At 48.8% G+C, this 12,732-nt stretch carries 13 protein-coding genes and 2 tRNA genes; 4 read left to right on the top strand and 11 right to left on the bottom strand.

Annotation, left to right across the window (positions count from 1 at the left end; genetic code table 11):
• Together dusA and QUE62_RS06395 are read left to right on the top strand one after the other, a co-directional pair.
• Complete coding sequence (dusA, locus tag QUE62_RS06400) at positions 1-1,086, top strand: tRNA dihydrouridine(20/20a) synthase DusA (RefSeq protein WP_286223255.1); 1,086 nt, start codon at positions 1-3, stop codon at positions 1,084-1,086.
• A gap of 25 nt (positions 1,087-1,111) precedes the next feature.
• Positions 1,112-1,187, top strand: a tRNA-His gene (locus QUE62_RS06395).
• Between the two features lie 4 nt (positions 1,188-1,191).
• Here the strand turns inward: QUE62_RS06395 and QUE62_RS06390 are convergent.
• From QUE62_RS06390 to QUE62_RS06365, 6 genes are all read right to left on the bottom strand, one after another.
• Positions 1,192-1,599 carry a hypothetical protein gene (locus QUE62_RS06390; RefSeq protein ID WP_286225023.1) on the bottom strand — a complete coding sequence of 136 codons (408 nt, stop codon included), beginning with the start codon at positions 1,597-1,599 and terminating at the stop codon, positions 1,192-1,194.
• On the bottom strand, positions 1,580-1,984 hold the full coding sequence (locus QUE62_RS06385; protein ID WP_286223253.1) for a surface-adhesin E family protein: 405 nt from the start codon (positions 1,982-1,984) through the stop codon (positions 1,580-1,582). Before QUE62_RS06385 ends, QUE62_RS06390 begins: the two co-directional genes overlap by 20 nt.
• Positions 1,985-2,032: 48 nt before the next feature.
• Positions 2,033-4,525: a penicillin acylase family protein gene (locus QUE62_RS06380; protein WP_286261149.1), complete on the bottom strand. Its 2,493-nt coding sequence runs from the start codon at positions 4,523-4,525 to the stop codon at positions 2,033-2,035.
• Positions 4,526-4,563: 38 nt separating this feature from the next.
• The gene (locus QUE62_RS06375) at positions 4,564-6,492 is read right to left on the bottom strand and encodes a TRAP transporter large permease (RefSeq protein ID WP_286261147.1); all 1,929 of its coding nucleotides are present in this window, start codon (positions 6,490-6,492) and stop codon (positions 4,564-4,566) included.
• Positions 6,493-6,497: 5 nt separating this feature from the next.
• Positions 6,498-7,073 (bottom strand): TRAP transporter small permease subunit, encoded by a 576-nt coding sequence (locus tag QUE62_RS06370; RefSeq protein ID WP_286225020.1) that lies wholly within the window; start codon positions 7,071-7,073, stop codon positions 6,498-6,500.
• Positions 7,074-7,183: 110 nt separating this feature from the next.
• Positions 7,184-8,320 (bottom strand): TRAP transporter substrate-binding protein, encoded by a 1,137-nt coding sequence (locus QUE62_RS06365; protein WP_286261143.1) that lies wholly within the window; start codon positions 8,318-8,320, stop codon positions 7,184-7,186.
• A gap of 234 nt (positions 8,321-8,554) precedes the next feature.
• Here QUE62_RS06365 and QUE62_RS06360 point away from each other — a divergent pair.
• Positions 8,555-8,644 (top strand) — tRNA-Leu (locus tag QUE62_RS06360).
• A 1-nt stretch (position 8,645) separates the two neighbouring features.
• Here QUE62_RS06360 and QUE62_RS06355 read toward each other — a convergent pair.
• Positions 8,646-9,404 (bottom strand): formylglycine-generating enzyme family protein, encoded by a 759-nt coding sequence (locus tag QUE62_RS06355; protein WP_286261141.1) that lies wholly within the window; start codon positions 9,402-9,404, stop codon positions 8,646-8,648.
• An 89-nt stretch (positions 9,405-9,493) separates the two neighbouring features.
• Between QUE62_RS06355 and QUE62_RS06350 the strand changes: the two genes are divergently transcribed.
• Positions 9,494-10,090 (top strand): phospholipase D family nuclease, encoded by a 597-nt coding sequence (locus QUE62_RS06350; RefSeq protein WP_286261138.1) that lies wholly within the window; start codon positions 9,494-9,496, stop codon positions 10,088-10,090.
• On the opposite strand, the gene QUE62_RS06345 is transcribed toward QUE62_RS06350, so the two are convergent.
• Genes QUE62_RS06345 through murI form a run of 4 tightly spaced genes read right to left on the bottom strand, consistent with a single transcriptional unit; the run spans position 10,087 to position 12,716 of the window.
• Complete coding sequence (locus QUE62_RS06345; RefSeq protein ID WP_108508781.1) at positions 10,087-10,503, bottom strand: ExbD/TolR family protein; 417 nt, start codon at positions 10,501-10,503, stop codon at positions 10,087-10,089. The two genes, QUE62_RS06350 and QUE62_RS06345, sit on opposite strands and share 4 nt — an antisense overlap.
• A gap of 2 nt (positions 10,504-10,505) precedes the next feature.
• Positions 10,506-11,198: a MotA/TolQ/ExbB proton channel family protein gene (locus tag QUE62_RS06340; protein ID WP_286261136.1), complete on the bottom strand. Its 693-nt coding sequence runs from the start codon at positions 11,196-11,198 to the stop codon at positions 10,506-10,508.
• Between the two features lies 1 nt (position 11,199).
• A complete protein-coding gene (locus tag QUE62_RS06335; RefSeq protein WP_286261134.1) occupies positions 11,200-11,916 on the bottom strand; it encodes an energy transducer TonB in 717 nt (238 codons plus the stop codon).
• Between the two features lie 2 nt (positions 11,917-11,918).
• Positions 11,919-12,716 (bottom strand): glutamate racemase, encoded by a 798-nt coding sequence (murI, locus tag QUE62_RS06330; protein WP_286261131.1) that lies wholly within the window; start codon positions 12,714-12,716, stop codon positions 11,919-11,921.
• Positions 12,717-12,732: the final 16 nt, after the last annotated feature.

The raw sequence follows: 12,732 nt of genomic DNA, 5'->3' as shown, positions 1-12,732 counted from the left end.
ATGAGTACCAAGCGCTTAGCCGTTGCTCCCATGATGGAGTGGACCGATCGTCATTGCCGGTCATTTCATCGAATGCTGACTAAGCGCGCAGTACTGTATACCGAGATGGTAACCACAGGGGCGCTTTTACACGGTGACCAGCCACGGCATTTGGATTTCAGTCATGAAGAGCACCCAGTGGTTTTGCAACTCGGTGGGAGTGATCCTGCTGAGCTCGCCCAATGTGCAGCACTTGCCCAACAATGGGGCTATGACGAAATTGATCTCAATTGTGGTTGCCCCTCCGAGCGGGTCCAAAAAGGGGCGTTTGGGGCATGCCTAATGGCTGAACCCGAACTCGTAGCCCAGTGCGTGAGTGCGATGCGTGCTGCCTGCGATCTGCCGATTTCGGTTAAGCATCGTTTGGGGCTTGATCAAATGGATGCGGCCCAATCGTCGCGTGACTACCAATTTGTATTGGATTTTGTATTGGGAGTAGCTGCTGCGGGGGCTTCTCAGGTTACGATTCATGCTCGCAATGCGGTCTTGAAAGGCCTATCACCTAAAGAAAATCGCACTAAGCCCCCATTGCACTATGAGGTCGCCAAGCAATTACGTCGCGATGCACAAAAGCGCTATCCAAATCTAAACGTATTACTCAATGGTGGCTTAGAGTCCAATCACGATATGGCGCAGCATTGGTCTGATTTTGATGGTTTTATGATTGGTCGCGCTGCCTATCATTTTCCGGCCATGCTCTTGGGTTGGGATGATCTCATTGAAAGTAATGGCAATGCAGTGGGTTACCTCTTTAGTGAGGCAGATTGGCATCGAGTGCAAATTGGCTTGATTCAATACAGTCAAGCATGGTTGGCCGATTGCCAAGCCAACCACAAACCGTTTTATCTTGGAGCCATCACCCGTCACATCATGGGCTTAGCGCACGGGCGCGCTGGATCGCGCCGGTGGCGTCAACGCTTATCCGATCATCATGCTTTGGCAAAAGTGAAGACAGCCGATGCTATTGAAACCTTCTTTTTGGAGGCCAGTATGGAGCTGGGAGATTGGGCGCTATTTGAGCCCCCGTCAATCGGTTCGGGAGCATAGTCGTTATAATGCGTTTGTAGCAATGGTGGACGTAGCTCAGTTGGTAGAGTCCCAGATTGTGATTCTGGTTGTCGCGGGTTCGAGTCCCGTCGTTCACCCCATTCGCTACTGACTTGGTCTCACGTCAATTACCTCAATAATCGCCGTATTGCGATCTGCTTCCCCGATGATGAGTTCACTGCGGTCCTGAACAGTAGGGATCACAATTTCTTCACAAATTGGTTTAGAACTAAACACGTTAAAGAAGCTGCAATCCTTTTTGGTCGCTGCGGATGTGGCATGTTCGAGCGGGGAGCGCCCTGTAGTCACGGTTGAGGTAACGCTAACTGCGGTCATTGGGCTCGCTGCCGCCGCAGATCCTGCAGCGGTACCGACACTACTGGCGGCTGCCATGAGAGGGGCCGCACAGCCCTGTAACGCGACAAGGCTGATTAAGATAAAAAAACAGAGTAGGGTGAGCGCCCCTTGGTTGCTGATTAATTGCTTAATTGGATTAGTTTGCGCGACACGCAAGGTTATAAACTCCTGCCGGCCAATCGCCGCTCACGATTGCCTCAAAACTGCTATTTGGGGTCTTGATTTCATCAACCACCTTGCCTTCACCACGCTTACCCGACATAAATTTGACCTCTAAGGGGCGATATTGAACTTGCCCGCAATGGTATTCATTCAGACCAATGATGGAGTTCACGGGTAGCTTGGTTTTAGGTTCAACCCCAGGCTTCTTCAGATCGAGCATCGATAGAACTTGTACCTTATCCCCAGATTTCTTGATACTAGATTTATCAATCAAAATCGTGATGAACTCATTGCTTCCCAGTTCATCCCAAGCAGCTAAAGCAACATTAGAGGAAAGAGCAAAGATTGAAACACTGAGAAGTTGAAGAATAATTTTCATGATAATCCTCTGTAATTAATAGGGATTGTAATGGGTCGATGCCATAACTCAAAACGACTTGGTCTTGAGGACCAATTCACGCTGGACCTGTTTGGGCTTCATTGCCAATGGGATGACTTGATTGTTTGCCCATGCATCGCTTAGATTGCGATAGCGTTGACTTTGAGCCCAACCGGACTGACCCGTCGGAAACATGAAGACCGATTGTTCTGGATCATTTAGGTCATAGATTGCTCGCAGACTGGGTGCATGATTGGCCGCAAAAGGCGCTTTGGGATTGTTCAGCACAGGACGTCCAACATTGACGGTAAAAGCATCTCCTGGAAATGGGACGCTGACATTAAAGAGTCCCGACAGGAAGGGAATGTTTTTGAAAGGACGATGCTCGGAAACGGCGTGATGCGCTTTACCCCAGCGCCAATCATTCGCGGATTTTCCATAACGTTGACTCAAATCATTTAAGGCACGCTGCAATGCAAGATTGGCGGCACCTTGGCAATTTTCTATCTCAGTTGTGGTGTGCACATCACACCACGGACTATTGGGATTGCTGATTTGATTGAGGAGCGCTCCCCGAAAATGACGCCTGCCATATTCCTCGGTAAATGAATCCCCCAAACGAGAGAATAAGATTCGTGTTAATTGATCAACCCAGGCATTGAAGACCAAAGCCGCTACCGAATCCGTACTCATACTTCCATTAAAACCATCGATCGCTGACTGGATGCTAGGCTGCAGGGCATGACCCGAGCGAGCACTCTTGAATAAGGCCAAGAGGGGCTGCGCCCCCAAGGAAAGCACATCGCCTTGCATCGTTTGCATGGAAGCACGATCATGCTGGTCTTTTGCCCCAATCATCGCTTCGATGCGGTCGTATCGAAAGGGGAGATCCCAATCTCCAGTTAGTGGGTTTGGATTCGTTGCAGAGATAATTTCTTGATTGGCGCTTGCTAGCCACTCTGAGCTTGGATTCGAAAAGCTGGGCAATTGCTCAAACGGCACGTAGGTCGTCCAATCATATTGGCGCTCCCACCCTAGAGCCGGCGCAACCCCATAGAGACCTTGGTGTAGTTGCCTACGTGGTGCAATTCCAGCAACTTGTAATGCAATATTGCCTTGAATATCAGCCATAGCTACGGTTTGCATGGGGGCATAGTGATGACGCAAGGCAGCCTTCAATGAGTCAATTGAATCGGCACGATTCATGAGGATGCCGCCCATCAAGGTTTGATTCTCGATATCCAAGGCCGTCCAGCGTAGGGCTAGTGCGTAACGCTGCGTATCAATCACTTTCTTAGCGCGGGCATGACTATCCGAAATGATAGGACCATGGCGACTTTGCCTAACCACAAATCGTAGCGGTGGCTTATCTTTAATCTGAATAATCTCCTCGCGCGCCAAAAAAGAGATCGCACCGTCTGGGCCAATATATTGATTGGGATTGCTCGGATCAATCTTTTCCAAATAAAGATCTTGCACGTCGGGGCCAGTATTGGTAAATCCCCAGGCAATTTTGTCGGTCCTTCCCAAAACAATCGCCGGGATACCTGGCAAGGTGGCGCCAATTACATTTAAACCCGGAGCCTCTAGGTGCGCAAAGTACCAAGTTGATGGTGCACTTAGACCCAAATGCGGATCATTCGCCAGCAGAGGTTTACCCGAGACCGTTTTTTTGCCTGTAAGTACCCAGTTATTGGAGCCCAAGCCCTCTTGCTGATCACTAAGCCACCCAACAGTATCAGCCTGTTTTAGTAAATAAGGCTCACCCTCTCGAGATGCTTGAGCTTTAGATTGAGCGGGCCTAAAAACCTGATGCTCTCGATACAGCTTGGCAAAATCCATCGAAGTAACTGGATTGCTGCCAGGGTAGGGTGGCATGACTTGCCAAATCTCAGCCGTGTTGAGATATTGCGAGAGCTCTAAGCGAAATAATTCTTTTTGCCAGTTGTCACCCAGATCCAATGCCATCATCAGAGACCAGGCAACGCTATCCGCAGCAGACCAATAACCAGGTTTCGATCCAGTCAAAAAATACTCGATTGGTAAAGCCCAGCCAAGTGACTGATTGCCAGCATTGATGCCATCCGCATAGGCTTGCAACAATTGCTTAAATTCAGCAGGGTAGCGTTCGAACTGTTTCTCGGCTGCTTGTTTAATGCCTAAGGTGCGGATAAAGCGATCAAGCGAAACCGTGCGCTCACCCAAAATTTCAGAGAGACGCCCTGAAGCTAAGCGCCGACTAATTTCCAGTTGCCAAGAGCGTTCGGTAGCATGTACAAATCCCAGAGCGTAATACGCATCTCGTTGCGTTTTTGCTTTAATGTGCGGGACGTCGTTCTCATCAAACTGAATGTTTACCGCCTGAGCTAGACCGGCACTAATAACGGTTCCAGAATAATTGGATTTGGCGCTTATCCAGTAGCCGACTATCACTAAAGCAATGAATGTGAGTAAAACTACAAACGCAATTACAAAGTAACGCAAGAAGCGCGATAGTTTAATCATCGATCTAGAGGATTTCATGCGATTTCCGAGCATCATAAAAAACCCCGCCGAAGCGGGGTTGATATCTCAAGACTCTACTTGTAAAGAACCCCTGGTAGCCATAATCCAATCTGTGGGAACATGTAGAGTATCACGATAGCAATTACTTGAATGCCCATGAACGGCAACATGCCCATGAAGATCTGATTTAAAGTGACGTGCGGAGGTGCAACGCCTTTAAGGTAGAACGCTGACATTGCAACCGGGGGTGAGAGGAAAGCGGTTTGCAAGTTCAGAGCAACCAATAAACCAAAAAACAATGGATTGATACCAAAGTTATCGAGTAATGGTACAAAGATCGGCATGAAGATCACGATGATCTCGGTCCACTCCAGTGGCCAACCCAATAAGAAAATAATGATCTGCGAGAGGATCAAAAATTCGATGGGGCTTAAGCCAAGCGAGAGAACCCATTTTTCCACTAAATCTTGGCCACCAAGCAAAGCAAAGGCTGCCGAGAAAATTGAGGATCCCACAAACAACCAGCACACCATTGCTGCCGTCTTCGCAGTCAGAAACACGGACTCTTTTACAACCGTGATATTCAACTGCTTATATGCGGCAGCTAAGATAAAGCCACCAATCGCCCCGACAGCTGCCGCCTCCGTAGGAGTTGCCAGTCCAAAAACAATTGAACCCAGCACAAACAGAATGAGTATTGCCAGCGGGAAGAACGATCCCAATAGCATCTTGAAAATCTCAAGACGAACCCAGGTGAGTAGGGCGTAGTAGATCAACAGAATCGCACCAAGGATGCCAGTCATGATCCAGAACCATAAAGGGGCATCAACCGGCTTGGGCGGCTCAGCAGCTTTTGCAGGCTCTTCGCTAGCGCTTACTTGTGCAGCCGCAGGTTTTTCATCCTCGGCGCCTGGTGGGAGCGAAAGACCTGTGCTTGAAGACTCTTTTTCAGCCCCGGGAGGCTCGCTAAGACCTGTTGAGCTTGATTCGCCTGAATAATCTGAACCGCTTCCCGCAAATCCCATCGGCATGAGATCCATCTCGATTACTTCAGCAGGTTTGGTTGCGATTTGATACATCGACCCCGTAAAACCAATAAATACGATTAAGGGCAATAGCGTCACGATGAGAGATTTAGCAATCTCTGTGCCACTGACGTTGAGATTACGTTTGCCTTTCAGGGCCATTAAAAGCGCCGGAATTACTTTTTGGCTTAATTTTTCACCGAGCTCGGTATAGCTCATTGGTAGTGGAACTTTTCGATCCTCTTCAGCCAGTGGTGGCATCAATTTGGGCTTGAGTTTTGCTAGAAGAATCACATAGCCAATGTATAAGGTGGCCAACATGATTCCTGGAAAGAAAGCACCCGCATACAGCTGCACGACAGATACTCCAGCAGTTGCGCCGTAGACGATCAACATGACAGAGGGGGGGATCAAAATTCCTAAACATCCGCCCGCCGTAATGCAGCCAGCAGAGACACGGGGATCGTAACCGGCCTTTAACATTTGGGGCAGAGCCAGCAGGCCCATCAGTGTGACCACAGCACCCACAATACCAGTCGCGGTCGCAAAAATCGCGCAAGTGAAAATGGTTGCGACTGCTAAAGAGCCTGGTACGCGAACCAAGGCGAGGTGCAATGAGCGGAATAACTTTTCAATTAAGTTCGCACGTTCGACCAAATACCCCATGAATACAAACAGGGGGATTGAAATGAGCACATCATTGGTCATCACCCCATACGCACGCTGAACCATGAGCATTAAGGTATTTTGAAGAGCTAACTCGGGATTTTGAAAACTATAGGCAAAAAAAGTAAAAATCATGCCCATGCCCATGAGGGTAAAGGCGGTGGGGAAGCCCAACATAATAGCAACCACGACTAAGGCCAGCATCAATAAGCCAATGTGACCACTCTCAATATTGCCCCACGGCATGAGGACGAGGGTGGCTACCACCACCAGGGTCATGATGGAGAAGCCGAATAATAGTTCTTTACGCATAGTATTTATTCCTTGTCTTTGCCAACCATGGCTTTGAGGGCATCAACGTCGACTTCCTCAACATCCTGTTCTCGTGAGGGCCATTCACCCTCGCGGATGCATACCACGCAGCGCATGATTTCAACGATGCCTTGGAGTAAAAGAAATACGCCCGCAAGCGGAATAATTGTTTTGAAGGGATAGATAGGAGGGCCATCCGCAGTAATCGATGAATGCTCCAAAATTCTCCAGGAGTCAGCGGCAAAAATGTAGCCCGCATACGCTAACGCAATAATCCCTGGGATGAAAAATACTACATACAAAATCAAATCAAAGATTGCTTGGGTACGAGGCTTTAAAAAGCCGTACAAAATATCACCGCGCACATGTCCATTCTTGGCAAGGGTGTACGCACCAGCCATCATAAACATCGTGCCATACAGCATCATTTGCGCATCAAATGCCCATGCATGAGGACTATTTAAGACGTATCGTGAAAAGACTTCATATCCGATTAGTCCGGTCAAGCCGATCACCAACCAGGAGAAGCAATGACCAACAAAAGTAGATATTTTGTCGACCGTCAGGAATAGGTTTTGCATAACGATATCCTTGAAACTAATATAAGAAATGGGATGGTTAGTGACTAACCATCCCATTGGTTTACTACAACCGGTATTCTATCAAGAAAACCGGTTTTGCTATGCCTGTATTAGGCTTTTTTGGCTGGCTGACCAAAATAGTGGTCATAGGCCATACGGCGCTGAACGTTGGTGTCCAAATCCCACTTCACTGCACGTTTGGCGAAGTTACGCTGTGAGTCAACAATCTTCTTGAAGATTGGGTTCTCAGCTGACTTCTTGGCAACCACGTCATCAAATACTTTGAGCTGGGCGCGTAATACCGAGTCAGGGGTCTTAAAGAACTTAACGCCTTGCTTGGTTTGCATGTCTTCGTAAGCAGAAGAGTAGCGATCCACAGCCTTCCATGACATATCAGCAGAGGAGGCCTCCACGGCGTAGTCAAGGATGTTACGTAGTTTTGCGGGCATTGCGTTGTACTTGGTGCCGTTAAAGAGGATCTCAAACTGCTCAGCATTTTGGTGGTAGCTCTGCAACATGCAAACCTTCGATACGTCTGGGAAGCCCAATTGACGATCTGAAGAGGCGTTGTTGAATTCAGCTGCATCCAAAAGGCCGCGATCCATCGCAGGAACGATCTCACCGCCTGGCAGTGCGTTGACTGAAACGCCCATTGCAGTGAACATATCAATCGAGATACCAACGGTACGATACTTGAGGCCTTTCATGTCCTCAATTTTGGTGACAGGCTTTTTGAACCAGCCGAGAGGCTGAGTAGGCATTGGGCCATAGACATAAGACTTCACGTTGGCACCAACGGTTTTATAGAGCTCCTCGAGCAACTGTTGACCTCCACCGTATTTATGCCATGCAAGTAGCATGTTCGCATCCATACCAAATGAAGGGCCTGATCCCCAGAGTGCGAGGGCTGAGTTCTTACCGTAGTGATAAACCACCACGCCATGACCACCGTCTAAAGTGCCCTTTGATACAGCGTCTAACAAACCAAAAGCAGGAACCACTGCACCAGCAGGCAGAACTTCAATCTTCAGTTCACCACCGGTCATGTCATTCACTTTTTTCGCGAAGTCGAGTGCGTACTCGTGGAAGATATCCTTTGCGGGCCAAGTGGATTGGAAGCGCAAACTTTGTGGCGCTGCTTGACCTTTAGAAATCATTGGGAAGCTAAGAGCGGCTGCTCCAGCGCTACCGACTGCTGCACCTTTCAAAAATTTACGACGTGGTGCTTGTTTTTTGGTTTCGGACATTCATATCTCCTGGTTAATATCAATTAAATACTGCGTGTAAAGCAGAAGGAAATTGTAGGATTATTGGAAAGAATCATATATGGGGTAAACCCTTTGTTTGCATGGCTTCATGGTTATTTTTAAAGGCTGTGCGGTGAGGGTCAATTCTCTGCTCGTGATACGATTCAATCTGCGATTCATTGTTGCGACGCATCACCATGCGTAAACTATTTATTACAATGTTGGATTGCGTTTGCCCGAGTGGTGAAATCGGTAGACACAGCAGATTTAAAATCTGCCGCTCATAAAAAGGGCGTGCCGGTTCGATTCCGGCCTCGGGCACCAATTACGGATTTCGGACGCAGCGAAATCCGATGTAGACCACCACGGTGTTCTCAGGCTTGGTTGCCACATTCCCCTCCATTTGCTGTTCTGGTCCGTACCACCACGAGGCACCGCGGGTAATGCGCTCACTGTTAACTTTAGTTGACGTCCATTCCCATACATTGCCCCCCATATCCGATAGGCCATTCACCCCTGGCTGAGTCGTCCCGGCTGCAACATGGCCATCGCCACGGAGCAAACTACCTGGTGGAGCCAAGCCTTTGTAGTTCCCACAGGCTGAACTTAAGCAATGGGAGCCCTTCGGGGTGCTGCCATTTGGGTAGGGGTAGCGTTGTCCCCGCTGAAAACCTGCCGGCGGGGCTTTGCGTTGCTCTACGAATGCCGCCTCAACCCATTCTTTATCCGTTGGTAAGCGTTTGCCAAAGAATTCGCAGATCGCTTGGGCCTCAAAGGCATTGAGGTGGACGGCCGGTTCATTATCACCCGCTGCCACGCCATAAGGCGTACGCCAAGTCCAGCCGGGTTTTTTCACAAAGCCTAATTCATAGGAGGTGCCACCGCCGGCTTTCTCCGCTGCACTTTGAAAACCAGTTGCAGTGGCATAGCGTTTGACCTCGCCTATCGTCATCTCATGCTGATCCCAAAGAATGCCGTGCACCTCAAGACTCGGGATGGTTGATTTCGCAGGCTGAGCGTGCACATGAAAACCAAAAGTCAGGAATGAAAATATGCAAATTTTGCTAATTGTGAGAATATTCATAAAAGTTTGTTAATCTCAATATTGATGTACAAGCATTTTTGCTGAATTCCAAATCTTTTGCACAACGGAATTTTTGAGCAACCAGGCCCATGAAAAAACACATTCTCTTTCTTCTCAGTGCGCTCTTTCTAGTTCAAACCGTTTGGGCTAATCCAGAGCCGACTAAAAATACGCGAGAGACTGCAAAAGCAGATGCGCCCATGACTGCAGAGGTATTGGCAGTCTTTTTTACTCCGCCGACGGGGGCGGCCCGTGGATTAATTCGTTATTTGGATGGCGCCAAGAAAAGTATTCAGGTGATGACCTATAGCTTTACCTACTTGGAGATTGCAGACGCGCTTACGAGAGCAGCCAAACGCGGCGTGGAAGTGCAGGTGATTCAGGATGGGCCAACTGCAGCAAATAACTTTGATGTGATCCCGGTATTGCTTAAGGGAGGCGTATCAGTACGCGGCAATAAAGCCCACCGTATTTTTCATCATAAAGTGATGATTATTGACGGCGAGATTGTGGTGACCGGGAGTTATAACTTCACCAACAGTGCCGAGAAAAGTAATGCCGAGAACATGATTATTTTGCGCTCGACTCCTTTAGCGCAGCAGTATTACAAAAACTTTGTTACGCATTGGGAGCGCAGTTACCCGATTACCACGCCGCCTGAGCGTAAGACAGTCAAACCCAATTAATCAGGCTCGGTCACAAACCCTAATTTTGTTAAGCCCGCTCGACGCGATGCGGCAAGCACCTGAGCAACCGCATCATAGCGTACCGATTTATCAGCCCGTAAGTTGATCTCGGGTTGCGGGTCTTTCTTAGCGGCTTTATCCGCATACGCGGTAAAGGTTGCTAAGTCGATGGGTGTGCTATTCCAAAAGATTTGGCCTTTGCCATCAATCGTCAACTGAACCGACTCAGGCTTTACTTCATTGCGCACGCTATTGGCTTTGGGAAGTTCTACCTTCACTGCTTGTTGAACGACCGGTAGGGTGATCATAAAAATAATGAGTAAAACCAACATGACATCCACCATGGGTGTCATGTTGATCTCGGCCATCATGCCATCTTCTTGCTGATCGTTTGAGGGATTACTAAAGGACATGATTAATCTTTCTGGGCAACGCGTGCACCAGTGACAAAGTAAGCCAGGAGATCGTTGGCAAAGCGATTAAGGTCGGCAACTACTAAGCGATTAGTGCGATTAATGGTGTTGTAGCCAAGCACTGCTGGAATTGCAACGGCGAGACCAAAAGCGGTCATGATGAGTGCCTCACCGATTGGACCGGCGACTTGATCGATCTGTGCACTCCCAGAGCTGCTAATCGCAATCAGGGCATGATAGATTCCCCAGACGGTGCCGAACAAGCCAATAAATGGTGCGGTTGCCCCGGTGGATGCTAAAAAGGTTAATCCTTTTTGTAACTGTGCCGTTGAGGTATCAACCCCATTTTTTAAACTGCGCGCCATCCACTCGGAATAATTGAGGGTTTGGAATAGTTCACGATGACTAGCACTTTGGTTCTGATGATGCGCCGAAGCTTCGTTGCCAGTCTTTGCAACCATAAAGAAAGGATTGATCGCATGATTACTCAAGCTATTAAGTCCCTCATCAAAGGAGCGGGCTCGCCAAAAGGAATCTAATTCACTTTTGAGGCGTTTGATATTGCGTAAACCCCATAGGCGACTGATCAAAATGACCCAGGTCACGATTGACATAAATAAAAGTAGAAGAGCCACAAAGTGCGTGACGAAGTCACCTTGGGTCCAAAGATGGTGAAGGCCAAACGCGTTGTTCATATTAGGGGCTCTTTAGGTTGAATTTAATTAATAGATTGGTTGAGATTTTAGTGGGACTGCCGTTAATGGTGTACGGTTTAAATCGATAGCGCTTCCCAATTTCCATCGCGGCTCGATCAAGCCTGGGATAGGAGCTAGACTGCAGTAATCGCGCTTCTTCCACTTCACCGGACTCGCTAATGATGAGCCTAACCACCACCTCACCTTGCTCGCCCGCCCGTTTTGAGAATGAAGGGTAATACGGATCAGCGTCGGGCTGATAGACCACCACCAATTTACCAATATCGGTTTGGATGGGGGTGCCACTGACACCTCCGCCTGAAGTGGGGGGTGCAACATTAGCTGTTTGGGAGCTATCGGAAGCCTTGGTGGGCGGGGTTTCTGCTGAGGCGGCTGCCTTTGGAGCGGGCGCTGGGCTTGGCGCGGGAGATTCGGTTTTCTCTAGTTTTTTGGGTTGTGGCTTTGGGGTTGGTTTGGGTGCCTCAACTGGAACCTTAGGGGCTGGGGGTGCGGCTGTCTTAGCGGGCGCTTGCGGCGCCTCTGGAGCCAGAAGATTTGCCATGACGCGCTCGTCATTTTGATAATCCGGCGGCTTAGGACTTAAACCAAACTGAAAGGGAATGATTAATGACAAGTGCGCCAGAATCACCAGAGCAATGATGATGCGCTCATCCCGTGAGAAGGGAAGGTGCCAATGTGCGGAACTTGCAGAGGCCATGCTCAAATCATCAATGATTGTTGGTCGACGCTACGGGGTGACAGGGGAGTTTGCAATAAACGCTCTGCCATTGCGAGTAATGTATCCGCATTTGCAGTGCTCAGCAACTTTAATGACGCGACCCCTGATTCTTCAGCTAGTCTGTGCTGCAGAAGCTGCCGACTTAATTGACGAACCACCGCATCACTGGTATCGACGATGGTAATGGATGTACCAATGAGTTCCTTAATCTGGTTTTTCAGAAAAGGGTAATGCGTACAACCCAAAACCAAGGTATCTGCTTGCGCCTCAACAATCCCTTTGAGATGCGTTTGCAACAGAGCATGCATGGCTGGAGATTCAATTTGACCATCCTCGATGAGCGGCACCAGGCCGGCGCCCGCTTGCTTAATAAAGCGACAGTGACTGGGTAATGTGGCTAAGAGCGCATTGAACTTATCGCTATTAAGGGTTGCCTCGGTTGCGAGGACGCCCACAACGCCATTTTGGGATTGCATCGCTGCTGGTTTAATACCGGGCTCGACACCAATGATGGGTATTTGAAGCTCAGAGCGGATTTGCGCAATCGCTTCTGCGGTTGCGGTATTGCATGCCACCACAATGGCATCGCAACCTTGATCAACCAGGTAGCGACACATCTGCAAACTGCGCTTGGCAATCCAAGACGCAGATTTTTCTCCGTAGGGTGCGTTGGCAGAATCGGCTAAGTAAATGTAATGATGCCGGGGTAGTTGTTTGAGCGCCTCATCCAAAATGGATAAACCGCCAACCCCAGAATCAAATACACCGATCGTTGCCAAGGTTGCTTACCAGTCA

The organism is Polynucleobacter sp. HIN9 (genome assembly GCF_030297635.1).
Classification (GTDB): Bacteria; Pseudomonadota; Gammaproteobacteria; order Burkholderiales; family Burkholderiaceae; genus Polynucleobacter.
This window is presented reverse-complemented; position numbering and strand designations above follow the sequence as displayed.

Excerpts from the sequence above, each read along its gene's own strand:
- dusA (WP_286223255.1), top strand. The coding sequence starts at position 1 with ATGAGTACCAAGCGCTTAGCCGTTGCTCCCATGATGGAGTGGACCGAT.
- QUE62_RS06385 (WP_286223253.1), bottom strand. The coding sequence starts at position 1,984 with ATGAAAATTATTCTTCAACTTCTCAGTGTTTCAATCTTTGCTCTTTCC.
- QUE62_RS06380 (WP_286261149.1), bottom strand. The coding sequence starts at position 4,525 with ATGATGCTCGGAAATCGCATGAAATCCTCTAGATCGATGATTAAACTA.
- QUE62_RS06375 (WP_286261147.1), bottom strand. The coding sequence starts at position 6,492 with ATGCGTAAAGAACTATTATTCGGCTTCTCCATCATGACCCTGGTGGTG.
- QUE62_RS06370 (WP_286225020.1), bottom strand. The coding sequence starts at position 7,073 with ATGCAAAACCTATTCCTGACGGTCGACAAAATATCTACTTTTGTTGGT.
- QUE62_RS06365 (WP_286261143.1), bottom strand. The coding sequence starts at position 8,320 with ATGTCCGAAACCAAAAAACAAGCACCACGTCGTAAATTTTTGAAAGGT.
- QUE62_RS06355 (WP_286261141.1), bottom strand. The coding sequence starts at position 9,404 with ATGAATATTCTCACAATTAGCAAAATTTGCATATTTTCATTCCTGACT.
- QUE62_RS06350 (WP_286261138.1), top strand. The coding sequence starts at position 9,494 with ATGAAAAAACACATTCTCTTTCTTCTCAGTGCGCTCTTTCTAGTTCAA.
- QUE62_RS06345 (WP_108508781.1), bottom strand. The coding sequence starts at position 10,503 with ATGTCCTTTAGTAATCCCTCAAACGATCAGCAAGAAGATGGCATGATG.
- QUE62_RS06340 (WP_286261136.1), bottom strand. The coding sequence starts at position 11,198 with ATGAACAACGCGTTTGGCCTTCACCATCTTTGGACCCAAGGTGACTTC.
- QUE62_RS06335 (WP_286261134.1), bottom strand. The coding sequence starts at position 11,916 with ATGGCCTCTGCAAGTTCCGCACATTGGCACCTTCCCTTCTCACGGGAT.